Here is a 24,720-nt window from a genome sequence, read left to right on the forward strand (position 1 = left end):
GGCTTTTGTACGATGCGTCTGTCAGGCCGCCTGGATCTTGCTGCGGTTCTGCTCAACCTGGGACAGATAGCGTTGCAGGTTGTCCTGCTCTTGCGGGGTGGTGAACAGGCCAAGCTTGGTGCGGCGCCACAGCACGTCCTGCGGTTGGGTCACCCATTCTTCAGCACACAGGTAGTCGACTTCGCGGGTATACAGGCCGCCACCCAGGTGGTCGCCGAGGTCGGCCAGCGATTGCACGCCCTCCAGCAGGCGCCAGCTGCGGCTGCCGTAGGTGGTGGACCAGCGGCGTGCGATTTCGCTTGGCACCCAGTCGAATTTGCTGCGAATCGCTTCGGCCAGCGCTTCTGGCGTGGTCATGTGTTCGCCGCCCGGCAGGCTGGCCTTGGCGGTCCAGCTCGGGCGCATCTGGGTGAAGTACGGGGCCAATTGCGCCATCGCCGACTCGGCAAGCTTGCGATAGGTGGTCAGCTTGCCGCCAAAAACCGATAGGATCGGCGCCTCGCCCGAACCACCAGACAGTGACAAGGTGTAGTCGCGGGTGATGGCCGATGGGTTATCCGACTCGTCGTTGCACAGCGGACGCACGCCTGAGTAGGTGTGGACGATGTCATCGCGGCTCAGTTGCTTCTTGAAGTGTGCGTTGACCACCTTGAGCATGTAGTCGGTTTCACCTTCGGTGATCGCCACTTTCGCCGGGTCGCCGGTGTATTCGCGGTCAGTGGTGCCGATGATGGTCAGGTGGTTCAGGTACGGAATGGTGAAAACGATGCGTTGGTCTTCGTTCTGCAGGATGTGCGCGTGGGCGCCCTCGTACAGTTTCGGCACGATCAGGTGGCTGCCCTGGATCAGGCGGATGCCGTAGGGCGAATCCAGCTTCAGGTCGTCCTTGATGAATTTGGCGACCCACGGGCCAGCGGCATTCACCAGCGCGCGGGCGCGGATCGAGAAGAGGCTGCCATCGGCGCGTTCCATGTTCATGTCCCACATGCCGTTGCTGCGGTGTGCGCTGATGCAACGGGTCTGGGTGTGGATGTGCGCGCCTTTTTCACGGGCGGCCATGGCGTTGAGTACGACCAGGCGGGCGTCATCGACCCAGCAGTCGGAATACTCGAAACCCTTGGTGATTTCGCTTTTCAACGGGCTGTCGGCGCCGAACTTGAGGCTTTTGGAGCCGGCGAGCTTTTCACGCTTGCCCAGGTGGTCGTACAGGAACAGGCCTGCGCGGATCATCCACGCCGGGCGCAGATGCGGGCGGTGCGGCAATACAAAGCGCATCTGCTTGACGATGTGCGGGGCCTTGGCCAGCAGCACTTCACGTTCGGCCAGCGCTTCACGCACCAAGCGGAATTCGTAATGCTCCAGGTAGCGCAGGCCACCGTGGATCAGCTTGCTGCTGGCGGAGGAGGTGTGGCTGGCCAGGTCGTCCTTTTCGCAAAGGAACACCGACAAACCGCGACCGGCTGCGTCCGCTGCTATGCCGACGCCGTTGATCCCGCCGCCGATCACGGCAACGTCATAGATTTCGGCAAGCGGTGGGGCAGGCAAGGTGGAAGGGTTCATCGGCTGGCCTCGCGATTTTTTCGTCTTTGAATTCGAACATTAATGTTCATTTGCGAAAATGGTAGCTGATAAACGCGGGCACAGCCACCCGACTTTGATTGAAAAAACTCATCAAAGGGTAGGGAAAGGAAGAATTGTGAACATGATTCCTGAAGGGTGGGTGTCGGATAGATCGCCATCGGGGGCAAGCCCCCTCCCACATTTTGATCGGTGTGCACATTCAAAGGTGGGAGGGGGCTTGCCCCCGATGGCGGTGTTGCAGGCGCTACACGACTTCCAGCCGAACCTTATGCTCATTGAGCAACTGCACCAACGCCGGCACCGGCTGCTGGTCGGTCACCAAACAGTCCACCAGGCTGATCGGCCCCAGGCGAATCATGGCGTTGCGCCCGAATTTGCTGGAGTCGGCCGCCAGGATCACCTGGCGCGCATTGGCGATGATCGCTTGGGAAACCCTGACTTCCTGGTAATCGAAATCCAGCAGGCTGCCGTCTTCATCAATGCCGCTGATACCCACCAAGGCAAAGTCGACCTTGAACTGGTTGATGAAGTCCACGCTGGCCTGGCCCACCACGCCGCCGTCACGCCTTACGTTACCGCCGGTCAGCAGCACGTCGAAGTCATCCTTGGCGCTGAGCATGGTGGCGACGTTGAGGTTGTTGGTGATGATTTTCAGGTGGTTGTGATTGAGCAGCGCACGGGCGATGGACTCGGTCGTGGTGCCGATATTGATGAACAGCGAGGCGTGATCGGGGATTTGCGCGGCGATGGCTTCGCCGATGCGCTGTTTCTCGTCGCGCATCTGGTCGGCACGCATGGCGTACGCGGTGTTTTCAACGCTGGAGTCATAGGCTGCGCCGCCGTGGTAGCGGCGCAGCAGATTGGCGTCCGCCAGTTGGTTGATATCGCGGCGGATGGTTTGCGGGGTGACAACGAACAACTGCGCCATTTCCTCGATACTCACGTAGCCGCGTTCGCGGACCAGTTCGAGGATTTGTTGTTGGCGGGGAGGCAGATTCATGGGGCGTCCTTTGGGCTGCCATACAAAAGTGGCCCATGATGACGCAGGAATCTGCTCCCGACCAGTTACAACCGGCGCTTGGCTTATTCGGCGCCTTCGTGCGGTTCCCAATCGCGGGTGCGGCTGACGGCTTTTTGCCAGCCGGCGTAGAGTTTCTCTTTGGCCGCTTCATCCAGCTGTGGTTCGAATTCGCGCTCGATCACTGCCTTGCCACGCAACTCGTCCAGGCTGCCCCAGAAACCACAGGCCAGGCCTGCCAGGTAGGCGGCGCCCAATGCCGTGGTCTCGCGCATTTGCGGGCGCTCGACCTGGGTGCCGAGGATGTCGGCCTGGAACTGCATCAGGAAGTTGTTGGCGACCGCGCCGCCGTCCACACGCAGGGCTTTGAGGCGTTCGCCGGAGTCCTGCTGCATGGCGTCGAGAACGTCGCGGGTCTGGTAGGCAATCGACTCCAGGGCTGCACGAATAATGTGATCAACACGTACGCCACGGGTCAGGCCGAACAGCGCGCCACGGGCGTAGGGGTCCCAGTACGGAGCGCCCAGGCCGGTGAAGGCTGGGACCAGATACACACCATTGCTGTCCTTGACCTTGCCGGCGAAGTATTCGGTGTCGGTGGCGTCGGCGATGATCTTCAGTTCATCGCGCAGCCACTGCACGGTGGAACCACCGTTGAAGACCGCGCCTTCCAGGGCGTAAGCCACTTCGCCACGCGGGCCGCAGGCGATGGTGGTCAACATGCCGTGCTTGGATTTCACCGCTTTGTCGCCGGTGTTCATCAGCAGGAAGCAGCCGGTGCCGTAGGTGTTCTTGGCCTGGCCGGCTTCCACGCACATCTGGCCGAACAGCGCGGCTTGCTGGTCACCGGCAATACCGCCAATGGCAATGCCGCTTTTGGTGCGGCCATAGATTTCCGAGGAGGATTTCACTTCCGGCAGCATTTCGCGCGGAACGTCGAGGATCTCCAGCATCTTCGCGTCCCACTCCAACGTGTGGATGTTGAAGAGCATGGTGCGTGACGCGTTGGTGTAATCGGTGACGTGGGTCTTGCCGCCGGTAAATTTCCAGATCAGCCAGCTGTCCACGGTGCCGAACAGCAGCTCGCCGTTGCGTGCGCGCTCGCGGCTGCCTTCGACGTTATCGAGGATCCACTTGAGCTTGGTGCCGGAGAAGTACGGGTCGGTGACCAGGCCGGTGGTGTCGCTGATGTAATGTTCGTGGCCGTCACGCTTGAGCTGCTGGCAGATCTCGGTGCTGCGGCGACATTGCCAGACGATGGCATTGTAGATCGGGCGGCCGGTGATTTTGTCCCACACCACGGTGGTTTCACGCTGGTTGGTGATACCGATGGCGGCGACCTGGTCATGGTGCAGACCAGCCTGGGCCAGGGCTTCGACCATGACCGCGCTCTGGGTGGCGAAGATTTCCATCGGATCGTGTTCGACCCAGCCAGCTTGCGGGTAGTGCTGAGCGAATTCACGCTGGGCGGTGCAGACCACGTTAGCGTCACGATCAAAGATGATCGCCCGCGAACTGGTGGTGCCCTGATCAAGGGCAATGATGTAGTTCTTATTCTGAATGTCGGTCATGTCGATTGCCTTGGACGAGAAATAAGGGAGTGGATCAACAGCCTGGGCCACTAAAAGGGCAGTAGGGACCAGGCGGTCTTATCAGGAAATACGGGTTTCGCCAGTGACGGCGGTGTCTTGGGTTTCAGCTACAGCAGGTGCGGCGCTCGGCAGATGACGGGCAATCAGCCCGCGATAGGCCGCAGCACCCAGGCATGCGCCGACAATCGGCGCGAAAACGGGTACGAGGAAGTAAGGAATATCGCGCCCGCCAGTAAAGGCCATTTCACCCCAACCCGCGAAGAAGGTCATCAGCTTGGGCCCGAAATCCCGCGCCGGGTTCATCGCAAAGCCGGTCAACGGCCCCATGGCACTGCCAATCACTGCAATCAGCAGGCCGATCAGCAGCGGAGCCAACGGGCCGCGTGGCAAGCCATTGTTGTCATCGGTCAGGGCCATGATCACGCCCATCAGGATGGCGGTGATGACCATTTCCACCAGGAACGCCTGTGCAGTACTCAGTAGGGCATGTGGATACGTGGAGAACACTGAGGCCAATTCCAGGCTGGCCTGCGTACCGCGCACCAGATGGTGGGTTTGTTCGTAATCGAAAAACAGATTGCTGTAGAGCGTGTACACCAGCGCAGCGGAGCAGAACGCGCCGGCCACTTGGGCGAGGATATAGAAAGGCAGTTTGCGCTTTTCGAAATCGGCGAAGAGGCACAGGGCGATGCTGACGGCTGGATTGAGGTGAGCCCCGGAAATACCGGCGCTCAGGTAGATCGCCATGCTGACGCCGATCCCCCAGATAATGCTGATTTCCCACAGACCAAAGCTGGCACCCGCGACCTTGAGCGCAGCGACACATCCTGTACCGAAGAAGATCAGAAGCGCAGTCCCCAGGAATTCGGCCATGCATTGGCTCGAAAGTGAAGGCTGTTGAAGAGCAGTTGTCATGGAAAACCTCGATTGTTGTTCTTGTCTGGCGCACCGCCTCAACGGACGGTTGCGCGATTTTCACCGTGACGAGGATCCCCATCCAAGGCACGGCTTACTGCTGGAGCGCTGTAGGAACATTCGTACAGTGTTCGTAAGCGAAAAAATATAGACAAGAATGACCGCTGTCAAAGGTCGAAAGTGAACGGTCAGTCACTTTCTAACTATGGGTTTGATGAATGATCATGCTTGCTCCATGGACTATCGGCTGGAGAGAGGTGCGCACTAGAGCGTTTTACGTGGGCTTGGCCTAGAATTGGCCATCTGTTAGCCACCGCCGGAGACGTCATGACCCCCGCATTGGATTTGTTGAAAAAAGTTCGCGCCGAACATCGCATCCACAGTTATGAACACGATCCCAAGGCCGCTTCCTATGGTCTGGAAGCCGCAGAGAAATTGAGCCTAGACCCGGCGCAGGTGTTCAAGACCTTATTGGCCAGCAGTGAAAAGGGCGAATTATTGGTGGCGGTGGTGCCGGTCGTCGGAAGTCTGGACTTGAAAGCCTTGGCGCAGGCGGCGGGGGTGAAAAAAGTAGAAATGGCCGACCCGGCTGCGGCCCAGCGTTCTACCGGCTACCTGTTGGGAGGCATCAGCCCGCTGGGGCAGAAGAAGCGTCTGCGCACGTTTATCGATGTGACGGCGCAGCCGTTTGCAACGATTTTTGTCAGTGCGGGCAGAAGGGGGCTGGAGGTGGAGCTGTCGGCGCAGGTGCTGGCTGAACACACCCAGGCCAAGTTCGCGCCGATTGGCAGGGAGTAATCTCAGGCTCCGGTGAACTCCAATGTGGGAGGGGGCAAGCTCCCTCCCACATGTGTTCTCTGTGTTTTCAGGTCGGGCTGTGGCGTCGTACGCCGGATTCGGCTTGAGGGATCTGCGCGGCAACGCTGCCCGAGGCCTGAAACAGCACCAGATGTTCAGCCGCCACGCGAATCCCCACATCCGCCCCTACCTGATGATCGGCATGGCTGGGGAAAATCGATTCCAGTTGCGCGCCAGTCGGCAGTTGCAAGCGGTACAAGGTCGATGCGCCGAGGAACGTCTTGCCGACGATCCGTGCTTTCAACGCGCTGTCCGGCGCATAGACGATGTCATCCGGGCGTAGCAGCACATCCACCGCGCCGCCGGTCGGCCAGGTGTAGGCGCGATTGCCGCGCAGGTCACCCAGTTCGGTGCTGACGGATTCGGGCGAGCTCAGTTGGCCACGAATGAAATAACCCTGGCCGATAAAGCTCGCGACGTAAGGTGTCTGCGGTTCGTGGTAGAGGTTGTAGGGCGTGTCCCACTGCTCCAGCCGGCCTTCCTTGAACACACCCACTTGATCGCTGACGGCGAAGGCTTCTTCCTGATCATGGGTGACCAGGATCGCACTGGTGCCGCGTGCCTTGAGGATGTCGCGCACCTCATGGCTGAGCTTGCGCCGCAGTTCGCCATCGAGGTTGGAGAAGGGTTCGTCCAGCAGCAGCAGTTGCGGCTCCGGGGCGAGGGCGCGGGCGAGGGCGACACGTTGCTGCTGGCCGCCGGACAGTTCGTGGGGGAAGCGCTTGCCCAGATTCTTCAGGTTGACCAGCTCCAGCAGTTCGGCGACTACGCGGTCCTTTTGCGGATGCTTGCGGATACCGAACGCGATGTTGTCGGCCACGCTGAGGTGGGGAAACAGCGCGTAGTCCTGGAACACCATACCGATGCGACGTTTCTCCGGTGCCAGGGTAAAACCGGCACTGGAGATCACTTCGCCCGCCAGGCTGATTTCGCCTTCGTGCACTGGCTCAAAGCCTGCAATGGCACGCAAGGTGGTGGTTTTGCCGCAGCCCGAGGAACCGAGCAGGCAACCGATATCACCCGCGTTGAGGTGCAGATTGAGGTTCTGCACCACCCGTTGATCTTGATAGCCGCATGCCAGATTGCGCAGGTTCAGCAGAAGGGGCTGGCTCATGCGTGGTGGTACGACGGTGGGACGAGGAATTCGAGCAGGGCCTTCTGGGCGTGCAGACGGTTTTCGGCCTGGTCCCAGGCGACCGAACGCTCATCGTCAAGCAGGTCGAGGCTGATTTCTTCACCCCGGTGGGCGGGCAGGCAGTGCATGAACAGCACATCCGGCGCGGCCAGGTCGAGCAAAGCGCGGTTCACCTGGAATGGTGCGAACAGGGCCAGGCGCTTGGTGGTTTCGTCTTCCTGACCCATGGAGGTCCAGACGTCGGTGCTGACCAGATGCGCGCCGAGTACGGCTTCACGTGGGTCGCGCACGAGGGTGACGCGATCGCCAGCCTGTGCCAGGAAGCGCGCATCCGGCTCGTAGCCTTCCGGGCAGGCAATGCGCAGCTGGAAGTCGAACTGAATCGCCGCTTCTATATAGCTGTTGCACATGTTGTTGCCGTCGCCGATCCAGGCCACGGTTTTGCCTTGGATCGAGCCGCGATGTTCCAGGAACGTCTGCATGTCAGCCAGCAACTGGCAGGGGTGCAGGTCATCGGACAGGCCGTTGATCACCGGAACCCGTGAGTTGGCGGAAAATTCGGTAACGGTGCTATGGGCAAATGTGCGGATCATCACCGCATCGAGCATGCGCGACATGACACGGGCGCTGTCGGCGACTGGTTCGCCACGGCCCAATTGAGTGTCGCGCGAGGACAGAAAGATAGCTTGGCCACCCAACTGGATCATGCCGGCTTCAAAGGACACACGGGTGCGGGTCGACGACTTCTCGAAAATCATGCCGAGAACGCGGTTTTTCAAAGGCTCGAACAGTACGCCGCGGTTACGCAGGTCTTTAAGCTCAATGCCTCGACGGATCACGCTGACCAGCTCTTCGGGCGTGCAATCCATCAGGGAGAGAAAGTGCCTTGCGCTCATCATTAACTACCTTTTTGCAACAGACCGCAGATACTCAAAGCCTTGTTTATTGTGACAACGGGCGAGACCTGCGGCGAAAGCCGCACGGGGCGACGAAATAGGGGAAGGCGCGATATTGACATTAAATGTCGCGTCTTACCAATAGGGCTACGTTTTTAGGGGTGTTCAAGAAGGGCGCGAGAGCGCTTTTGAAGACGAATTCCTGACAGCAGCGGGCCATTTGTACACTGGCGTCGCAACCTTTTGCAATGCGCGGGGGCGGGCTTGGATCAGGCTGAGTCGGTTTCGGAGGCTGTGGGCGGGGTTTCGTAACATTTGCTCATGCTTGGTCATGGCTTGGCCTGATGGCCGGCGATTCACGGGACGAACGATGCTGGCGCCCGTCATGGTCGCGGCTCATAGTCAGATCAAAGCCCCTATAAAGAGACTGGCCATGACCAAGACTCTCCACCACCGTGCTTGCCATCTGTGTGAAGCCATTTGTGGCCTGACCCTGGAAACCACCCAAGCCGAAGACGGCAGCCTGGCGATCACCTCGATCAAGGGCGACGCGCTGGACACGTTCAGTCGGGGTCACATCTGCCCCAAGGCAGTGGCGTTGCAGGATATTCAGAATGACCCGGATCGCCTCCACCAGCCCATGTTGCGGGTGGGCAGCGAATGGCAGCCGATCCCGTGGGACGAGGCCTTTGCGCTTGTAGCCGAGCGGCTGGCCGGCATCCAGGCCCGCCACGGGCAGAATGCGGTGGCGGTGTATCAGGGCAACCCCAGCGTGCACAACTATGGGCTGATGACCCACAGCAACTACTTCCTCGGCTTGCTCAAGACGCGCAATCGGTTTTCCGCGACCTCGGTGGATCAGTTGCCCCATCACCTCACCAGCCACCTGATGTACGGCCATGGCCTGCTGCTGCCGATCCCGGACATCGACCATACCGACTTTATGTTGATCCTGGGCGGCAACCCGCTGGCGTCCAACGGCAGCATCATGACCGTGCCGGATGTGGAAAAGCGTCTAAAGGCCATTCAGGCCCGGGGCGGCAAAGTCGTGGTGGTTGACCCTCGGCGCAGTGAGACGGCGGCCATGGCTGACCAGCACCTGTTCGTACGGCCGGGCGGCGATGCGGCGCTGTTGTTCGGCGTGCTCAACACCTTGTTTACTGAGGGCCTGACACGCACCAGCCATTTACCGGTGGAAGGTCTTGAGGACGTACGCCGTGCGATCGCTGGGTTTACTGCCGAGGCCATGAGCCGCCAGTGTGCGGTGCCGGCCGAGCAGATCCGCCAATTGGCGCGGGACTTTGCCGCCGCGGACAAGGCCGTGTGTTACGGACGCGTGGGCGTGTCGACCCAGGCGTTTGGCACGCTGTGCCATTGGTTGGTGCAATTGATCAACCTGGTCACCGGCAATCTGGACCGGGTCGGCGGCGCTTTGTGCACCTCACCTGCGGTGGACCTGGTGGCGTCGACCGGTGGCGGGCATTTCAACCGCTGGCAGAGCCGGGTTTCCGGGCGTCCAGAGTACGGTGGCGAGTTGCCGGTGTCGGCCCTGGCTGAAGAAATGCTTACCGAAGGCGAAGGACAGATCCGCGCACTCATCACCGTGGCGGGCAATCCGGTGCTGTCGACGCCCAATGGTCGCCAGTTGGAGCAGGCGCTGGACGGGTTGGAGTTCATGGTCAGCGTCGACCTCTACATCAACGAAACGACGCGCTATGCCGATCTGATCCTGCCGTCCACCTCCGCGCTGGAAAACGATCACTACGACACCACCTTCAACATGTTTGCGGTGCGTAACGTCACCCGTTTCAACCGCGCGATCCTGCCCAAGCCTGCTGGGGCGTTGCATGACTGGGAAATTTTCGTCGGCCTGGCCACGGCCTTTGCGGCGCAGACGGGGGCGGTGCTTAAACCGACGATGCCGCCGGCCAAGATGATCGACTTTGGACTACGTGCCGGGGCGTACGGTGATGGGTCCAGTCGTAAGCTGTCGGTGGCGATGCTGGCCGATCATCCCCATGGTGTAGATTTGGGGCCTTTGCAGCCCAACCTTATTGCGCGTTTGAAAACGCCTGACGGCAAGGTGCAGGCCGCGCCTGCGGTGATTCTTGCTGACCTCGCGCGTTTCTCGGCGCAACCGCCGCCCGTGACTGGCGAACTGCTGCTGATCGGCCGTCGGCATGTGCGCAGCAATAATTCCTGGATGCATAACTATCATCGCTTGGTGAAGGGCAAGCCCCGGCATCAATTGTTGATGCATCCCGATGATCTGGCCAGCCGGCAACTGAGTGACGGTCAGCAGGTGCGCGTGAGTTCGCGCATCGGCATGATCGAGGTGCAAGTGCTGGCCAGCCTGGAGATGATGCCCGGTGTCGTCAGCCTGCCACATGGCTGGGGCCATGGCCGACCAGGCGTGCAGATGAGCATTGCCAGTGCGCAACCGGGGGCGAGTGCGAATGATTTGACCGACGAACGGCAGTTGGATGAGTTATCGGGCAACGCTGCGCTCAATGGGGTTCCGGTCCAGGTAGCAGCCGCCTGAGCACCCGGCTGGAATTTTGCGTTACAATGCGCCACCGTGCCGACCTGTGAGTCGCAAAGTTCCAGCCGAGGTGTTCCATGGATATCATCGAAACGATCAAAGAGCAGATTGCCAACAACACCATTCTGCTTTACATGAAGGGCGCTCCGAACGCTCCTCAGTGCGGTTTCTCCGCGAAGGCGTCCCAGGCTGTGATGGCGTGCGGCGAGAAGTTCGCTTATGTGGATATCCTGCAAAACCCTGAAATCCGCGCCAACCTGCCAAAGTACGCCAACTGGCCGACCTTCCCGCAACTGTGGGTAGCCGGTGAGCTGGTTGGCGGTAGCGATATCATCACTGAAATGGCAGCTGATGGTTCGTTGCAGGCGCTGATCAAAGACGCAGCGGCAAAGACCGACGCCTGATTCGCCTGCAATAAAAAGCCCCGCTTCTTGTGAGAGAGCGGGGCTTTTTTACGCCTGCGAGAGAGGGTTATTCACCCATCTGCGATTGCAGGTAATTTTCCAGGGTGACCTTGTCGATCAGGCCCAGTTGGGTTTCCAGCCAGTCGATGTGTTCTTCCTGGTCTTCCAGGATATCTTCCAGCAGCTCGCGGCTGCCGAAGTCGCCCTGAGCTTCGCAGTGAGCGATGGCGGCCTTGAGGTCGCTGTGGCTCTTGCGTTCAAAACCAAGGTCGCTGCCGATCATTTCCTGGGTGTGCTCGCCGATGTTCAGCTTACCCAGGTCCTGCACGTTCGGCAGGCCTTCGAGGAACAGGATGCGCTTGATCAGCGCGTCTGCGTCCTTCATCGCCTTGATGGATTCTTTGTATTCGCGCTTGCCGAGCTTTTCCAGGCCCCAGTCGTCATACATGCGCGCATGCAGGAAGTACTGATTGATCGCGACCAGTTCATTGGCAAGGATTTTGTTGAGTTGCTGGATGACTGAGATGTCGCCTTTCATGACTGGGGTCCTGCCCTGTAATAGCTGTATATAGGGCGGAGTTTGAGCGGCGAAAACCCTAGTGTCAAACCTAAGTTATTGAATAATAAATGAAAATTAATCGGAATAAGAATGTTTGTGTTCCGCGTCTTGACGCTAACTAATTGAATTACAGGCATAAAAAAACCGGACACTAAGTCCGGTTCTTTAAAACACGCTGTTTTAAGCGTGTGTAAATTCTGCTGAGTACGGGAGCGCGGCCTGGGCTGTCTGCAGCTGCGTCAGGGTTTCCCGAACCACTTGCTTGGCGAGGCAAGCACATTTGCCACATTGGCTGGCAACGCCGGTGGTTTCGCGCACTTCCTTGTAGCTGCAGCAACCTTCATAGATTGCTTCGCGGATTTGTCCGTCGGTGACGCCAGTACACAGGCACACATACATAAGGGAGAACCGTCGCGGGTTAAGGCTTAAGTGCGATGGATCTTAATGTTAACGAGAATGATTGTCAAAGTAGATTCTGTCTTTCTCTGGTCAGAATGATTACCCGCTGACGAACGGTTTTTTCCCGAGCCGTGTATGATGGTCGGTCTTCACGAAGCGTGATCCCGTCACAGCGTTGTCGTTTACCCACGACACACTGGAAGGGATCCTTTTACTTCAAGTCACCCCCATCAGGAGATACCCAATGAGCGTACTCGTCGGCAAACAAGCCCCGGATTTCGACGTACCAGCCGTCCTCGGCAATGGCGAAATCGTAGACAGCTTCAAGCTGTCTGAAGCCATCAAAGGCAAATACGGCCTGGTGTTCTTCTACCCGTTGGACTTCACCTTCGTCTGCCCTTCGGAGCTGATCGCTCTGGACCACCGCATGGACGATTTCAAGGCGCGTAACGTTGAAGTGGTTGCTGTTTCCATCGACTCCCATTTCACCCACAACGCCTGGCGCAACACCGCAATCAACGATGGCGGCATCGGCAAAGTCAAATACACTATGGCTGCTGACATGAAGCACGACATCGCCAAGGCCTACGACGTTGAGTCTGAAGGCGGCGTTGCCTTCCGTGGCGCGTTCCTGATCGACGACAAGGGCGTTGTTCGCTCGCAGATCATCAACGACCTGCCGCTGGGCCGTAACATGGAAGAGCTGATCCGCCTGGTTGACGCGCTGCAATTCCACGAAGAGCACGGCGAAGTTTGCCCTGCCAACTGGAAGAAAGGCGACAAAGGCATGAACGCTTCGCCAGAAGGCGTTGCGGCTTACCTGACCGAGAACGCTGGCAAGCTGTAAGCCAGATTCGCGGCGAAAAAAAACCGGCCTGTGAGGGCCGGTTTTTTTTATGTGCGGGTTTTGACCTTTAGTTGTGGTGAGCGAGCAAGCTCGCTCACCACGACAAGCCCGCCTAGCCATGAAAGCCCGTTCGAGTCAGCCTCAGTCGCCGAAGTCTTCCCAACCGCCCATTTGTTTCCAGCGGTTGACGATGCCGCAGAACAGATCAGCGGTCTTCTCGGTGTCGTAGCGCGCCGAGTGGGCTTCGCGACCGTCGAAGTCGATACCGGCGGCCTGGCACGCCTTGGCCAGTACGGTCTGGCCATAAGCCAGGCCAGCCAGGGTGGCGGTGTCGAAGCTGGAGAACGGATGAAACGGGTTGCGCTTCATGTCCAGGCGGGCCACGGCAGCATTCAGGAAGCCCAGGTCGAAGCTGCTGTTATGCCCCACCAGGATCGCACGCTTGCAGCCATTGGCCTTCAACGCCTTGCGAACGCCACGGAAAATGTCGGTCAGTGCCGCTTCTTCGCTGACGGCCATGCGCAAGGGGTGATCCAGCTTGATCCCGGTGAACTCCAGGGCTGCCGCTTCGATGTTGGCACCTTCAAACGGCTCGACGCGGAAGAAATGGGTGTGTTCTGGATAAACGAAGCCCTGTTCATCCATGCCGATGGTCGTCGCGGCAATTTCCAGCAGCGCATCGGTGGCGCAATTGAAGCCGCCGGTTTCTACGTCGATAACGACAGGCAGGTAGCCGCGGAAACGTTCGGCCATCGGGTGGCGTGAACCACCGCCACCGTGTTCCTGGTCGTCATCGTAATGGTCTTCACTCACTTGCTTTCCTCCAGCAGGCGCCAGCGCAGTGTTTCACCGGCGCGCAGCGGGATAACGGTCAGCTCGCCAAATGGCAGGCTGGCAGGGGCGGTCCAGTCTTCCCGGACCAGGGTGATGCGGTCGGTATTCGCCGGCAGGCCATAGAAACGTGGGCCGTTGAGGCTGGCGAAACCTTCGAGTTTATCCAGAGCATTGCGTTGTTCGAACGCTTCGGCGTACAGCTCGATGGCGGCATAGGCGGTGTAGCAACCGGCACAGCCACACGCGGCTTCCTTGGCGTGCTGGGCGTGGGGCGCCGAGTCAGTGCCGAGGAAGAACTTCGGGTTCCCGCTGGTCGCGGCATCCAGCAGCGCCACCTGGTGGGTATTGCGCTTGAGGATCGGCAGGCAATAGAAGTGCGGCCGAATCCCGCCCACCAGCATATGGTTGCGGTTATAGAGCAGGTGATGCGCGGTGATGGTTGCGCCGACGTTGGCCGAGGCCTCGGTGACGAACTGCACGGCATCGGCCGTGGTGATGTGCTCGAACACCACCTTGAGGGTCGGGAACAACTCGACCACGCGGCGCATGTGCTCGTCGATGAAGACCTTCTCGCGATCGAACACGTCCACGTCGCCACGGGTGACTTCACCGTGGATCAGCAGCGGCATGCCGACTTCGGCCATGGCTTCGATGGCGGGCAGGATCTTGTCGATGCTGGTCACGCCGGAATCGGAGTTGGTGGTCGCGCCAGCCGGGTAAAGCTTGGCGGCGTGTACATAACCGCTGGCCTTGGCCTCGCGAATTTCTTCGGGCTGGGTGCGGTCGGTGAGGTAGAGCACCATCAATGGTTCGAAGCGGCTGCCGGCCGGTCGTGCAGCGAGGATCCGCTGGCGATAGGCATCGGCTTCAGCGGCGTTACGCACCGGTGGTACCAGGTTAGGCATGATGATGGCGCGGCCAAACGTGCGCGCTACATCGGCCACGGTTTGGGGCAACGCAGCACCATCGCGAAGATGAATATGCCAGTCGTCGGGACGCAGCAGGGTCAGGCGGTCGGACATTGGGGATTCCAGGCGGGTCAATCTGGTGGGAATGCTACCGGAAAAGACTCTTGCAGGCACTCGCTATCAAGTTTTGCAGGATGCATCCGATAGCCTTTCGTATGCCTTATCGATGTATGACGCTTTGAAGTGTTGTAGAAACCAGTGGAGCCTCCCGTGCGCCAGCATTATCTAGCCCTGCTCAGTGTGTTCGCCAGCCTGCCTGCAATGGCCCTCACGTTCCAGACACGTCTGGAGAATATTGAGTGGAAGGTGGAGGGTGACAAGTTCGAGTGCCGCCTGACCCAACCGATCACCGATTTCGGTTCGGGTGAGTTCGTGCGCCGGGCCGGTGAGCAGGCGACATTCCGCCTGAAAGCCTATAACGGCTCGCTGGGTTCAGGATCCGCCACCTTGTTGGCCGCTGCGGCGCCGTGGCAGCCTGGTCGTGGCGATATCAATCTCGGCGCCGTGCGCGCAGGCAGTGGCGATGTGCTGTTCAACAGCTCCCAGGCCCAGGCCGGGCGCCTGTTCAATGGCTTGCTCGATGGCCGTTCACCCACCGTGCGTCACTACGGGCGCGAGGGCGGCTATTCAGAGATTCGCCTGCTGCCGGTGAAATTCAACAAGGCCTACAGTGACTATCAGCTGTGCACGGCCAAGTTGCTGCCGATGAATTACGATCAGGTCAAGCAGACCGAAGTCGGTTTTCCCGGCGGTGGTATCGAGCTGGACGCGGCGGCCAAGCAGAAGCTGGCGGTGATTCTCGAGTTCCTGAAAGCGGACCCTACCGTCAACCACATCGAATTGAACGGTCACTCGGACAACAGCGGCAATCGCCTGAGCAATCGCGATGTATCACGGCGTCGTGCACTGGCGGTGATGGACTACTTCAAGGCCAATGGCATTCAGGAATCCCAGATCACCCTGCGCTTCCATGGCGAGAGCTATCCTTTGGCACCGAATACAAATGCCGCCAACCGGGCGCGCAACCGCCGGGTGAATATTCAGCTTGAGCGGGTGGCTGCCCCCGAGAAACCGGCGCCTCAGGCTGCTGGGCCGAGCAACCCCGCGCACACTTCTTAAGGGGCGGCCGTCGGTCGCGCCCTCGACATAATCTGTCGCTTTATCTTCATTTGCTGTCGCGCCCCTGTAAATTCACGGTTTTGGTCGGTAGAATCGACGCCTTTCCGTACAACCCCGTGGAGTGATGGCATGGCCGACGTAAACAAGGTCGTTCTCGCGTATTCCGGCGGCCTGGACACTTCGGTGATCCTCAAGTGGCTGCAGGATACTTATAACTGTGAAGTGGTGACCTTCACCGCTGACCTGGGTCAGGGCGAAGAGGTCGAACCTGCACGTGCCAAGGCGCAAGCCATGGGCGTGAAAGAGATCTACATTGACGACCTGCGCGAAGAATTCGTCCGCGATTTCGTCTTCCCGATGTTTCGCGCCAACACCGTCTACGAAGGCGAGTACCTGCTGGGTACCTCCATCGCACGCCCGCTGATCGCCAAGCGCCTGATCGAAATCGCCAACGAAACCGGCGCCGACGCCATTTCCCATGGCGCCACCGGCAAGGGCAACGACCAGGTGCGTTTCGAACTGGGTGCCTACGCACTCAAGCCTGGCGTGAAAGTGATTGCTCCTTGGCGTGAATGGGATTTGCTCTCCCGTGAAAAGCTGATGGATTACGCTGAAAAGCACGCAATCCCGATCGAGCGTCATGGCAAGAAGAAATCCCCGTACTCGATGGACGCCAACCTGCTGCACATCTCCTATGAAGGCGGCGTGCTGGAAGACACCTGGACCGAGCACGAAGAAGACATGTGGAAGTGGACCGTCTCCCCGGAGAACGCTCCAGACAAGGCGCAATACCTGGAACTGACCTACCGCAACGGCGACATCGTCGCACTGGACGGCGTCGAAATGACTCCGGCCACCGTGCTGGCGACCCTGAACCGTATCGGTGGCGAACACGGTATTGGCCGTCTCGACATCGTCGAGAACCGCTACGTGGGCATGAAGTCCCGTGGCTGCTACGAGACTCCAGGTGGCACCATCATGCTGCGCGCTCACCGCGCCATCGAGTCCATCACCCTGGACCGCGAAGTGGCTCACCTCAAAGACGAGTTGATGCCCAAGTACGCCAGCCTGATCTACACCGGCTACTGGTGGAGCCCAGAGCGTCTGATGCTGCAACAGATGATCGACGCCTCCCAGGCCCACGTGAATGGCGTTGTGCGCCTGAAGCTGTACAAGGGCAATGTGATCGTTACCGGTCGCAAGTCCGATGACTCGCTGTTCGACGCCAACATCGCCACCTTCGAAGAAGATGGCGGCGCCTATAACCAGGCGGATGCAGCAGGCTTTATCAAGTTGAACGCATTGCGCATGCGCATCGCTGCCAACAAAGGCCGCTCGTTGTTCTGAGGGTTTCGCCGGTTGTGAAGAGTGGCCCCTTGTTTTCAAGGGGCCATTTTTTTTGCCCAGGATTTTAAATAAGTCGGTGTTGTTCAAGGTTGTTTAAACCCAGTGTTCAAACTTTTCGGAAACTCGACTCTTGATTGTCGTGCGTTATCTGCGTTTTTTGTAGGGAGGAATGAATTTTTTACATATGTGTAGGAACCAGTCTTACAGATAATTCACTCATGTAGTTACGGGAGTATGTAAAAGGCACATGGGTCTGTAGGAAATAAGGATGTAAATAAATATGTTAAATGGAGCTGAAAATGTTGATTTTTTTACCCCTGCCCGCGCCTCTGCAGTCGATGTGCAAGAGGCATTTCCTGATAGCGGTGTGCAGCATGGTTACTTGGTGTCGGGGTTCCTAGGGAGATTTCACTCAAAATATGAAAAATGCCGGAAAGGTCTGAAAGGCTCTATAAAACTGGAAACATCCAAGTCTGCGTTTTTTTGTAGGGCATTTCCTTTATCGCTGTGGGGTGGGTCTCTGCTTGCTCTTGCCTGGGGGGGAGCGCTATGCCAACTAGCAAACGACTAGGCTATTGTGCTTGCTCTAAATAATTCGAACAGCGAAATTGGACTTTCTCATGAATAAAGTGCTGATCGTGGATGATCATCCCGTCATTCGTCTTGCTGTGCGTATGCTAATGGAACGCCATGGTTATGAGGTCGTTGCCGAGACCGATAACGGTGTCGATGCGTTGCAACTTGCACGGGAGCATATGCCGGACATTGTCATACTGGATATTGGGATTCCCAAACTCGATGGCCTGGAAGTTATTTGCCGGCTGTCATCTACCAAGCAAGCAATACCGTTCAAGGTGCTGGTGCTCACCTCGCAGGCCCCTGGTCATTTTTCCATGCGTTGCATGCAGGCCGGTGCTGCCGGCTATGTGTGCAAGCAACAGGACCTGACCGAGCTGCTGAGTGCGATCAAGGCAGTGTTGTCGGGCTACAGCTACTTTCCGAACCAGGCACTCAACTCGGTACGCTCTACCATGGGCAATGCCAGCGAGGCCGATATGGTCGAGCGTTTGTCGGGTCGCGAAATGATGGTGTTGCAGCAATTGGCCCGGGGTAGAACCAACAAGGAGATCGCCGACGGAATGTTCCTCAGCAACAAGACGGTCAGCACCTATAAGACTCGCCTGCTGCTCAAGCTCAATGCTCGTTCCCTCGTGGACCTGATCGAGCTCGCCCAGCGTAATGGCTTGGTATAGAGGGGGGCAGCCTGCACATAGTCCGGGACCGTCGGCATAAAAAAGCCTCCGTCAGGGAGGCTTCCGGCCGTCTAGCGCTCCTCAGAGATCGAAGTCGTAGTCGGACAGTTGTTTTTGCAAGCGTCGTTCTTCCAGAAGATTGTCGATAGTACGGCGTTTGCTCAGATTGGTCTTGGCCACCTCGGCCACAGGGGCTTGCGCGTCATCGTCATCCGACTCAACGAGGTCGTCTTCCACATCCAACTGTTCTTTGTCAGTGCTCATAACGTTAACTCCGGAGTAAGACTGCCGTTGGCGCTCCTTATAACGATAATCCAGGGACGGGTAAAAAAGATTTTTTCAATCGATTGATCGAGAAAACCAATGAGCTCTCAATCGTCCGATGTCTTTTCCTTGTATTCGCACAGGTCTTCGATGCGGCAGCTGCCGCAGCGTGGCTTGCGTGCCTGGCAAACGTAACGCCCGTGCAGGATCAGCCAGTGGTGGGAGTCGAGCAGGTAAGGCTTGGGCACAAATTTCATCAACTGCTTTTCCACCTCAACCACGTTCTTGCCGCGCGCAATGCCGGTTCGATTGCTGACCCGGAAAATGTGGGTGTCCACGGCCATTGTCAGTTGTCGGAATGCGGTATTGAGCACCACGTTCGCGGTTTTGCGTCCCACGCCCGGCAGGGCTTCCAAGGCTTCGCGGGTTCGTGGCACTTCGCTGCCATGCAGTTCCACCAATAGGCGGCAGGTCTCGATGACATTCTTGGCCTTGCTGTTGTACAGGCCTATGGTCTTGATGTACTCCGACAACCCGTCCACACCCAGGGCATAGATTGCCTCTGGTGTGTTTGCCACGGGATACAGCTTGGCCGTGGCCTTGTTGACGCCAACGTCCGTAGACTGGGCCGACAGTATCACCGCAATCAGCAACTCGAACGGCGAGGAGTAGGCCAGTTCGGTCTTGGGTTCCGGATTGTCTTCGTGAAACCTGCGGAAAATTTCCAGGCGTTTTGCGGCGTTCATCGGGCTTAGGATTCCTTGCAGGCGATCAGCGTAGTTTCGAATAGTGGGTCCAGGCCTGGAACCCTGCGAGCAACGACCCGAGGAGCATAAACCCGACAGGTATCAACGGGGGGCGGCAATGGCGATCAACCACCCCAGGGCGCGTCAGTCACCATGGGCATCCAGCTGGCGTTGGGCCTCATCGACCTTGCTTCTTGCGTCGGCCAATTGTTTTGCATCACCCTGTTGGTCCTGGGCTTTCTTCAGCTCTGCGCGGCGCATCGCCAACTGGATCTTGGCGCGTTTGAGGGCGGCGTTGTTGTTGCTGGGGAGCGGCGTCGCGAGCGCGTTGTTCTGGTCCAAGGCGGCCAGTGCCTGTTCTGCTGCTTCGAACTGCTGTTGCAGAACGATCAACTGTGATTGCTGCTCAAATGTTGGCGGATGCCCAAATGCCTTCAGCGATTTGTGTAATTGGGCGCGGCTCATTGCAACGTTGATCTTGGCTTTCTTGATCGACGCATCCCTCGCGGCCTCGTGAGTATCCAGCTGTGTGGGAGGCTCCGGTACCACGTGTCTGGCTCGGGCCAGGCGTTCGGCGAGCTTGTGCTCTTCTTCTCGTTGCAAGCGCGCGTTACGTTGCTCGAAGCGCCGCCGTGCGCGGTTGCGCTTGATTTCACGGTCATGACGTTCTTCGTCGTTGGCCGCCAGGCCACCTACGATAGGCAGCACGGTGATCGGCGGGCGCATCTCGATGCAGTCCACCGGACACGGTGCGACGCACAGGTCGCAGCCCGTGCACTCATCGATAATCACCGTGTGCATAAACTTGGCGGCGCCAACGATGGCATCTACCGGGCAAGCCTGGATGCACTTGGTGCACCCGATGCACTCAGCCTCGCGGATGTACGCAACCTGCGCTGGCGCCTCGCCACGGCTGGTGTCGAGGTCCAGCACCGGTACGCGCAGCAGCAGCGCAAGGCCTGCAATGGTTTCCTGCCCACCGGGCGGGCACTTATTGATGGCCTCGCCCTGCGCGATGCCCTCGGCGTAAGGCTTGCAACCCGGGTGCCCGCACTTTCCGCATTGGGTCTGCGGCAGCAGCGCGTCGATACGTTGAATCAGATTCATGGGGTGATCATTGGCAAGCCGGTTAAACAAACAGGGCCTGATTATCCGGCAAGCGAGAAAGGGGCACTAGCTCAACAGCCCTGTCGCCAAGACGGCAGGGCTGATTTGCAGGGTTACTTGATGCGCTGACCCGGCTTGGCGCCGCTATCGGGGCTGAGCAGGTAGATCTCTTCACCACCAGGGCCAGCCGCCATCACCATGCCTTCGGAGATACCGAACTTCATTTTGCGTGGCTTGAGGTTGGCGATCATCATGGTCAGGCGACCATCGAGCTTGGAGGGGTCCGGATACGCGCTCTTGATCCCGGAGAACACATTGCGCTGCTCGTCACCGATGTCCAGGGTCAGGCGCAGCAGTTTGTCGGCGCCTTCCACGGCTTCGGCCTTGATGATCAGCGCAACACGCAGGTCAACGGCGGCAAAGGCGTCAAACTCGATTTCCGGAGAAAGCGGGTCCTTGGCCAACTCACCGTTGCCCGCTGGTGCAGCCGAGCCGGTGTCGGTCTGGCTGGCGGCCAGGTCTTCTTTCGAAGCGTCGGTCATGGCCTGGACTTTTACCGGGTCGATACGGGTCATCAGCGGCTTGAACTCGTTCAACTGGTGGTTGCTGAGCAAGGTGGTGTGGTCGTTCCAGGTCAACGGGGCGACGTTGAGGAATGCCTCGGCGTCGGCCGCCAGCAATGGCAGCACCGGTTTGAGGAAGATCACCAACTGGCGGAACAGGTTGACGCCGGTGGCGCAGATCGCCTGGACTTCTGCCTGCTTGCCTTCCTGCTTGTTCAGCGACCACGGGGCCTTGTCGGCGATCCAGGCGTTGGCGCGGTCGGCCAGGCCCATGATCTCGCGCATGGCGCGGGCAAAGTCGCGGGCTTCATAGGCGTCGGCGATGCTTGGCGCGGCGGCCAGGAACGCGTCGGTCAGTTCCGGTGCGGCATTTTCTGCAACCAGTAACCCGGCATTACCCTTGTGGATGAAACCGGCGCAACGGCTGGCGATGTTGACGACTTTGCCGACAAGGTCCGAGTTGACCTTCTGTACGAAGTCTTCCAGGTTCAGGTCCAGGTCGTCGACGCCACGGCCCAGCTTGGACGCGTAGTAGTAGCGCAGGTATTCCGGCGACAGGTGGTCCAGGTAGGTGCGCGCCTTGATAAAGGTGCCACGGGACTTGGACATCTTCTGGCCGTTGACCGTCAGGTAGCCGTGCACGTTGATACCGGTCGGCTTGCGGTAGCCCGAACCTTCGAGCATCGCCGGCCAGAACAGGGCGTGGAAGTTGACGATGTCCTTGCCGATGAAGTGGTACAACTCGGCGGTGGAGTCCTTGCCCCAGAACGCGTCGAAGTCCAACTCCGGCGTGCGGTCGCAGAGGTTCTTGAAGCTGGCCATGTAGCCGATCGGCGCGTCCAGCCACACATAGAAATACTTGCCCGGCTCATCCGGGATCTCGAAGCCGAAGTACGGTGCATCGCGGGAGATATCCCACTGTTGCAGGCCGGCATCCAGCCATTCGGCGATCTTGTTCGCCACGGCATCCTGCAGGGTGCCGCTGCGGGTCCAGGTTTGCAGCATCTGCTGGAAATCCGGGAGTTTGAAGAAGAAGTGCTGGGAATCCTTGAGTACCGGCGTGGCGCCGGAGATTGCCGACTTCGGATCTTTCAGGTCAGTCGGTGCATAAGTGGCACCGCATTTTTCACAGTTGTCGCCGTACTGGTCTTCAGTGCCGCATTTCGGGCAGGTGCCCTTGATGAAGCGATCGGCCAGGAACATTTTCTTTTCCGGGTCGAAATACTGGGTGATCGAACGCTGGGCAATGTGCCCGGCATCACGCAACTTGAGGTAGATCTGGCTCGACAGCTCACGGTTTTCTTCGGCGTGAGTGGAGTGGAAGTTGTCGAAGTCCACCAGGAACTCGGCAAAGTCGGCGCTGTGTTCAGCCTGCACATTGGCGATCAGTTGTTCCGGGGTGATGCCTTCCTTTTCGGCGCGCAGCATGATGGCCGAACCGTGGGCGTCGTCCGCGCAGACATAGATGCATTGGTTGCCGCGGTGCTTCTGGAAGCGCACCCACATATCGGTCTGGATGTACTCAAGCATATGGCCAAGGTGGATAGAACCATTGGCATAGGGCAGGGCGCTGGTGACGAGGATCTTGCGTGGCTCGGACATGGGGCTCGGCTACTTGATGAAACGGAGGTCGGCCACTATAAAGCGCCGGGAAATTTATTTCACCCCGTGGTGCTGTTTCAGAATTTTCCGCGCCTTCGAAAGCGTGCCGTTCAGCGGCCGGAACGGTTAGGATAGCCGCCTGTTTCAGTCAGTCTTTTTCGGGAGTAGCCCATGAGCGCCGTGAATCGCGCAGCGGTGGAAGCCGTTCTTCGCCAGTACACCGACCCCTATTTGAATCTGGACCCGGTCAGTGCCGGCTGTGTGCGCGCCATTGAGGTCCAGGGGGATCAGGTGTCGGTGCAGCTGGAGCTGGGTTATGCCGCCGGGCTGTTCAAAAGTGGCTGGGCGCAGATGTTGCAAATGGCTATCGAAGGTCTCGACGGTGTTCGTTCAGCCAAGGTCGACATCCAGTGCGTGATCGCGCCGCACAAGGCCCAGGCACAGATTCCGGGCCTGGCTAACGTCAAGAACGTGGTGGCCGTGGCCTCCGGCAAGGGTGGTGTGGGTAAATCCACCACGGCGGCCAACCTGGCGCTGGCCCTGGCCCGTGAAGGCGCCCGCGTAGGCATTCTTGACGCCGACATCTATGGCCCAAGCCAAGGCGTGATGTTTGGGATTGCCGAAGGTACGCGGCCGAAGGTCAAGGATCAGAAGTGGTTCGTGCCCATCGAATCCCTGGGCGTGGAAGTCATGTCCATGGCGTTCCTGACCGATGAAAACACGCCGATGGTGTGGCGTGGGCCGATGGTTTCCGGCGCCTTGCTGCAATTGGTTACGCAGACCGCTTGGGGCAACTTGGATTATCTGGTCATCGACATGCCGCCAGGCACTGGCGATATCCAACTGACCCTGGCGCAGAAAGTCCCGGTGGCTGGCTCGGTAATCGTGACCACACCCCAGGATCTGGCGCTGCTCGACGCGAAAAAAGGCGTGGAGATGTTTCGCAAGGTCAACATCCCGGTGCTGGGCGTCGTGGAAAACATGGCCGTGCACATCTGCTCCAACTGCGGTCACGCCGAACACCTGTTTGGTGAAGGCGGCGGCGAGAAGCTGGCGACCCAGTACGGGGTTGAATTACTGGCGTCGTTGCCGTTGTCGATGGCCATTCGTGAACAGGCCGACGGCGGTAAACCTACCGTAGCGGCCGAGCCGGACGGTCAGCTTGCGATGGTTTATCAGGAACTGGCCCGTCACGTGGGCGCGCGGATTGTATTGCAGGAAGCGGCGGCACCGGCCATGCCGACCATTACCGTCACCGACGACTGAGAGGGTTGAAGGGCAAAAGAGCCTCGCGTTGTCGGGGCTTTTTCTTGTCTACGCAAGGCGCAGGCGGTATCGGGTGCGCATTTACTCAGTCGTGCGTGTAAGCATTAACTTACTTTTGCGTAAGTGTTCGGTTTTTCTATCAGATACTTATGGCTCTAAATATCGAAAGATATCTCTATGCTATTGATATATAAGAAGTATTTTATAGCGTGTTGCGGGTGTGACTGTATGGCGGGGTGAGTTGTGCCCCGTTGAACTTCCCAGGGAACCCTCTAACATCAGCCCTGTGTCCACGGATTGGCACAGCCATCAAGGAACGATGGTTTGAAGGAACGTCGCAGGATGCGATTCATCAGGATGATGAAAAGGAACACAGGGACTAGGGAAAAAATGTGGGCGGGTCATACCGCCCCTTTTTTTTGCCTGTAGAAAAGTGAAACCCTTCATCCAGAAACGCAAAAAGGCCCGCAAGGGGCCTTTTGGACGATCAGTGAAGCTTTCAGCGTTCGAGGTCGGCGATCTTACCCGTTTTGCCATCCCACTCTTCAGCGTCAGGCAGCGCGTCTTTCTTTTCAGTGATATTAGGCCAGATGTCAGCCAGCTCAGCGTTCAACGCGATGAAATTTTCCATGCCTGCGGGCACTTCATCTTCAGAGAAAATAGCGTTGGCCGGGCATTCTGGTTCACACAGGGCGCAGTCAATGCACTCATCCGGGTGAATAACCAGGAAGTTCGGGCCTTCGTAGAAGCAGTCCACCGGACACACTTCGACGCAGTCGGTGTACTTGCACTTGATGCAGTTGTCGGTAACGACGAAGGTCATTTCTAATTTTCTCCTCAGGCGGCGGCGGCGAAACCCTTTACGGCAGGGCTCGCGAGGTTCGGGAGCGATAGTCTGCAGGCCA

23 protein-coding genes are annotated in these 24,720 nt (G+C 58.7%); 8 read left to right on the top strand and 15 right to left on the bottom strand.

From position 1 onward, the window contains the following. Window positions 1-21: 21 nt before the first annotated feature. The 4 genes from glpD to DNK50_RS09595 all read right to left on the bottom strand — a co-directional run bounded on the left by glpD (window position 22) and on the right by DNK50_RS09595 (window position 5,106). Window positions 22-1,560: a glycerol-3-phosphate dehydrogenase gene (glpD, locus tag DNK50_RS09580; protein ID WP_112193744.1), complete on the bottom strand. Its 1,539-nt coding sequence runs from the start codon at window positions 1,558-1,560 to the stop codon at window positions 22-24. Between the two features lie 265 nt (window positions 1,561-1,825). Beyond that, on the bottom strand, window positions 1,826-2,581 hold the full coding sequence (locus DNK50_RS09585; RefSeq protein WP_017526345.1) for a DeoR/GlpR family transcriptional regulator: 756 nt from the start codon (window positions 2,579-2,581) through the stop codon (window positions 1,826-1,828). Between the two features lie 83 nt (window positions 2,582-2,664). Beyond that, window positions 2,665-4,170 (bottom strand): glycerol kinase GlpK, encoded by a 1,506-nt coding sequence (glpK, locus tag DNK50_RS09590; RefSeq protein WP_112193746.1) that lies wholly within the window; start codon window positions 4,168-4,170, stop codon window positions 2,665-2,667. A gap of 81 nt (window positions 4,171-4,251) precedes the next feature. After that, on the bottom strand, window positions 4,252-5,106 hold the full coding sequence (locus DNK50_RS09595) for an MIP/aquaporin family protein (RefSeq protein WP_099583493.1): 855 nt from the start codon (window positions 5,104-5,106) through the stop codon (window positions 4,252-4,254). 327 nt (window positions 5,107-5,433) lie between these two features. Here DNK50_RS09595 and ybaK point away from each other — a divergent pair, with 327 nt between their 5' ends. Next, window positions 5,434-5,904: a Cys-tRNA(Pro) deacylase gene (gene ybaK, locus DNK50_RS09600; protein WP_112193748.1), complete on the top strand. Its 471-nt coding sequence runs from the start codon at window positions 5,434-5,436 to the stop codon at window positions 5,902-5,904. Between the two features lie 67 nt (window positions 5,905-5,971). Here the strand turns inward: ybaK and DNK50_RS09605 are convergent, their stop codons facing one another. Both DNK50_RS09605 and argF read right to left on the bottom strand, forming a co-directional pair. Next, window positions 5,972-7,078 (bottom strand): ABC transporter ATP-binding protein, encoded by a 1,107-nt coding sequence (locus DNK50_RS09605; protein WP_099583491.1) that lies wholly within the window; start codon window positions 7,076-7,078, stop codon window positions 5,972-5,974. After that, window positions 7,075-7,995 carry an ornithine carbamoyltransferase gene (gene argF / locus DNK50_RS09610; RefSeq protein ID WP_112193750.1) on the bottom strand — a complete coding sequence of 307 codons (921 nt, stop codon included), beginning with the start codon at window positions 7,993-7,995 and terminating at the stop codon, window positions 7,075-7,077. The genes DNK50_RS09605 and argF overlap by 4 nt, the downstream gene beginning before the upstream one ends. A 433-nt stretch (window positions 7,996-8,428) precedes the next feature. Between argF and DNK50_RS09620 the strand changes: the two genes are divergently transcribed. Beyond that, the gene (locus tag DNK50_RS09620) at window positions 8,429-10,537 is read left to right on the top strand and encodes a molybdopterin oxidoreductase family protein (RefSeq protein ID WP_112193752.1); all 2,109 of its coding nucleotides are present in this window, start codon (window positions 8,429-8,431) and stop codon (window positions 10,535-10,537) included. Between the two features lie 77 nt (window positions 10,538-10,614). Beyond that, on the top strand, window positions 10,615-10,941 hold the full coding sequence (grxD, locus tag DNK50_RS09625) for a Grx4 family monothiol glutaredoxin (RefSeq protein WP_099583488.1): 327 nt from the start codon (window positions 10,615-10,617) through the stop codon (window positions 10,939-10,941). A gap of 67 nt (window positions 10,942-11,008) precedes the next feature. Here grxD and bfr read toward each other — a convergent pair whose 3' ends face one another. Together bfr and DNK50_RS09635 are read right to left on the bottom strand one after the other, a co-directional pair. Further along, a complete protein-coding gene (bfr, locus tag DNK50_RS09630) occupies window positions 11,009-11,479 on the bottom strand; it encodes a bacterioferritin (RefSeq protein WP_017526353.1) in 471 nt (156 codons plus the stop codon). Window positions 11,480-11,680: 201 nt separating this feature from the next. Then, window positions 11,681-11,899 carry a bacterioferritin-associated ferredoxin gene (locus tag DNK50_RS09635; protein WP_010564137.1) on the bottom strand — a complete coding sequence of 73 codons (219 nt, stop codon included), beginning with the start codon at window positions 11,897-11,899 and terminating at the stop codon, window positions 11,681-11,683. A 244-nt stretch (window positions 11,900-12,143) separates the two neighbouring features. On the opposite strand from DNK50_RS09635, the gene DNK50_RS09640 reads away from it, so the two are divergent. Next, window positions 12,144-12,746 (top strand): peroxiredoxin, encoded by a 603-nt coding sequence (locus tag DNK50_RS09640; RefSeq protein WP_003172097.1) that lies wholly within the window; start codon window positions 12,144-12,146, stop codon window positions 12,744-12,746. A 141-nt stretch (window positions 12,747-12,887) separates the two neighbouring features. Here the strand turns inward: DNK50_RS09640 and rnt are convergent, their stop codons facing one another. Both rnt and pyrC read right to left on the bottom strand, forming a co-directional pair. Further along, on the bottom strand, window positions 12,888-13,559 hold the full coding sequence (gene rnt / locus DNK50_RS09645) for a ribonuclease T (protein WP_032891788.1): 672 nt from the start codon (window positions 13,557-13,559) through the stop codon (window positions 12,888-12,890). Continuing rightward, complete coding sequence (pyrC, locus tag DNK50_RS09650) at window positions 13,556-14,602, bottom strand: dihydroorotase (RefSeq protein ID WP_099583487.1); 1,047 nt, start codon at window positions 14,600-14,602, stop codon at window positions 13,556-13,558. The genes rnt and pyrC overlap by 4 nt, the downstream gene beginning before the upstream one ends. 156 nt (window positions 14,603-14,758) lie before the next feature. Here pyrC and DNK50_RS09655 point away from each other — a divergent pair, with 156 nt between their 5' ends. From DNK50_RS09655 to DNK50_RS09665, 3 genes are all read left to right on the top strand, one after another. Beyond that, window positions 14,759-15,667 (top strand): OmpA family protein, encoded by a 909-nt coding sequence (locus DNK50_RS09655; protein WP_099583486.1) that lies wholly within the window; start codon window positions 14,759-14,761, stop codon window positions 15,665-15,667. Window positions 15,668-15,796: 129 nt separating this feature from the next. Further along, on the top strand, window positions 15,797-17,014 hold the full coding sequence (locus DNK50_RS09660) for an argininosuccinate synthase (protein ID WP_049709749.1): 1,218 nt from the start codon (window positions 15,797-15,799) through the stop codon (window positions 17,012-17,014). Between the two features lie 620 nt (window positions 17,015-17,634). Then, window positions 17,635-18,267 carry a response regulator transcription factor gene (locus tag DNK50_RS09665; protein ID WP_099583485.1) on the top strand — a complete coding sequence of 211 codons (633 nt, stop codon included), beginning with the start codon at window positions 17,635-17,637 and terminating at the stop codon, window positions 18,265-18,267. An 81-nt stretch (window positions 18,268-18,348) separates the two neighbouring features. Here the strand turns inward: DNK50_RS09665 and DNK50_RS09670 are convergent, their stop codons facing one another. The 4 genes from DNK50_RS09670 to metG all read right to left on the bottom strand — a co-directional run bounded on the left by DNK50_RS09670 (window position 18,349) and on the right by metG (window position 22,549). Then, window positions 18,349-18,531 carry a PA3496 family putative envelope integrity protein gene (locus DNK50_RS09670; protein WP_099583484.1) on the bottom strand — a complete coding sequence of 61 codons (183 nt, stop codon included), beginning with the start codon at window positions 18,529-18,531 and terminating at the stop codon, window positions 18,349-18,351. A gap of 107 nt (window positions 18,532-18,638) precedes the next feature. Further along, window positions 18,639-19,277, bottom strand: a complete 639-nt coding sequence (nth, locus tag DNK50_RS09675) for an endonuclease III (RefSeq protein WP_099583483.1) — start codon at window positions 19,275-19,277, stop codon at window positions 18,639-18,641. Between the two features lie 144 nt (window positions 19,278-19,421). Next, window positions 19,422-20,384 (bottom strand): electron transport complex subunit RsxB, encoded by a 963-nt coding sequence (gene rsxB / locus DNK50_RS09680; protein ID WP_112193754.1) that lies wholly within the window; start codon window positions 20,382-20,384, stop codon window positions 19,422-19,424. A 113-nt stretch (window positions 20,385-20,497) separates the two neighbouring features. Beyond that, window positions 20,498-22,549 carry a methionine--tRNA ligase gene (gene metG / locus DNK50_RS09685; RefSeq protein WP_099583481.1) on the bottom strand — a complete coding sequence of 684 codons (2,052 nt, stop codon included), beginning with the start codon at window positions 22,547-22,549 and terminating at the stop codon, window positions 20,498-20,500. A 171-nt stretch (window positions 22,550-22,720) separates the two neighbouring features. Between metG and apbC the strand changes: the two genes are divergently transcribed. Next, window positions 22,721-23,815, top strand: a complete 1,095-nt coding sequence (apbC, locus tag DNK50_RS09690) for an iron-sulfur cluster carrier protein ApbC (protein WP_112193756.1) — start codon at window positions 22,721-22,723, stop codon at window positions 23,813-23,815. A 499-nt stretch (window positions 23,816-24,314) separates the two neighbouring features. On the opposite strand, the gene fdxA is transcribed toward apbC, so the two are convergent. Next, complete coding sequence (gene fdxA / locus DNK50_RS09695) at window positions 24,315-24,638, bottom strand: ferredoxin FdxA (protein ID WP_034111970.1); 324 nt, start codon at window positions 24,636-24,638, stop codon at window positions 24,315-24,317. Window positions 24,639-24,720 lie beyond the last annotated feature (82 nt).

This window comes from Pseudomonas sp. LG1E9, from assembly GCF_003290225.1.
Taxonomy (GTDB): Bacteria; Pseudomonadota; Gammaproteobacteria; order Pseudomonadales; family Pseudomonadaceae; genus Aquipseudomonas; species Aquipseudomonas cyclaminis.

Bases quoted from the DNA above. Each gene is read 5' to 3' on its own strand.
- glpD (WP_112193744.1), bottom strand. From the start codon at position 1,560: ATGAACCCTTCCACCTTGCCTGCCCCACCGCTTGCCGAAATCTATGAC.
- DNK50_RS09585 (WP_017526345.1), bottom strand. From the start codon at position 2,581: ATGAATCTGCCTCCCCGCCAACAACAAATCCTCGAACTGGTCCGCGAA.
- glpK (WP_112193746.1), bottom strand. From the start codon at position 4,170: ATGACCGACATTCAGAATAAGAACTACATCATTGCCCTTGATCAGGGC.
- DNK50_RS09595 (WP_099583493.1), bottom strand. From the start codon at position 5,106: ATGACAACTGCTCTTCAACAGCCTTCACTTTCGAGCCAATGCATGGCC.
- ybaK (WP_112193748.1), top strand. From the start codon at position 5,434: ATGACCCCCGCATTGGATTTGTTGAAAAAAGTTCGCGCCGAACATCGC.
- DNK50_RS09605 (WP_099583491.1), bottom strand. From the start codon at position 7,078: ATGAGCCAGCCCCTTCTGCTGAACCTGCGCAATCTGGCATGCGGCTAT.
- argF (WP_112193750.1), bottom strand. From the start codon at position 7,995: ATGAGCGCAAGGCACTTTCTCTCCCTGATGGATTGCACGCCCGAAGAG.
- DNK50_RS09620 (WP_112193752.1), top strand. From the start codon at position 8,429: ATGACCAAGACTCTCCACCACCGTGCTTGCCATCTGTGTGAAGCCATT.
- grxD (WP_099583488.1), top strand. From the start codon at position 10,615: ATGGATATCATCGAAACGATCAAAGAGCAGATTGCCAACAACACCATT.
- bfr (WP_017526353.1), bottom strand. From the start codon at position 11,479: ATGAAAGGCGACATCTCAGTCATCCAGCAACTCAACAAAATCCTTGCC.
- DNK50_RS09635 (WP_010564137.1), bottom strand. From the start codon at position 11,899: ATGTATGTGTGCCTGTGTACTGGCGTCACCGACGGACAAATCCGCGAA.
- DNK50_RS09640 (WP_003172097.1), top strand. From the start codon at position 12,144: ATGAGCGTACTCGTCGGCAAACAAGCCCCGGATTTCGACGTACCAGCC.
- pyrC (WP_099583487.1), bottom strand. From the start codon at position 14,602: ATGTCCGACCGCCTGACCCTGCTGCGTCCCGACGACTGGCATATTCAT.
- DNK50_RS09660 (WP_049709749.1), top strand. From the start codon at position 15,797: ATGGCCGACGTAAACAAGGTCGTTCTCGCGTATTCCGGCGGCCTGGAC.
- DNK50_RS09665 (WP_099583485.1), top strand. From the start codon at position 17,635: ATGAATAAAGTGCTGATCGTGGATGATCATCCCGTCATTCGTCTTGCT.
- DNK50_RS09670 (WP_099583484.1), bottom strand. From the start codon at position 18,531: ATGAGCACTGACAAAGAACAGTTGGATGTGGAAGACGACCTCGTTGAG.
- nth (WP_099583483.1), bottom strand. From the start codon at position 19,277: ATGAACGCCGCAAAACGCCTGGAAATTTTCCGCAGGTTTCACGAAGAC.
- rsxB (WP_112193754.1), bottom strand. From the start codon at position 20,384: ATGAATCTGATTCAACGTATCGACGCGCTGCTGCCGCAGACCCAATGC.
- metG (WP_099583481.1), bottom strand. From the start codon at position 22,549: ATGTCCGAGCCACGCAAGATCCTCGTCACCAGCGCCCTGCCCTATGCC.
- apbC (WP_112193756.1), top strand. From the start codon at position 22,721: ATGAGCGCCGTGAATCGCGCAGCGGTGGAAGCCGTTCTTCGCCAGTAC.
- fdxA (WP_034111970.1), bottom strand. From the start codon at position 24,638: ATGACCTTCGTCGTTACCGACAACTGCATCAAGTGCAAGTACACCGAC.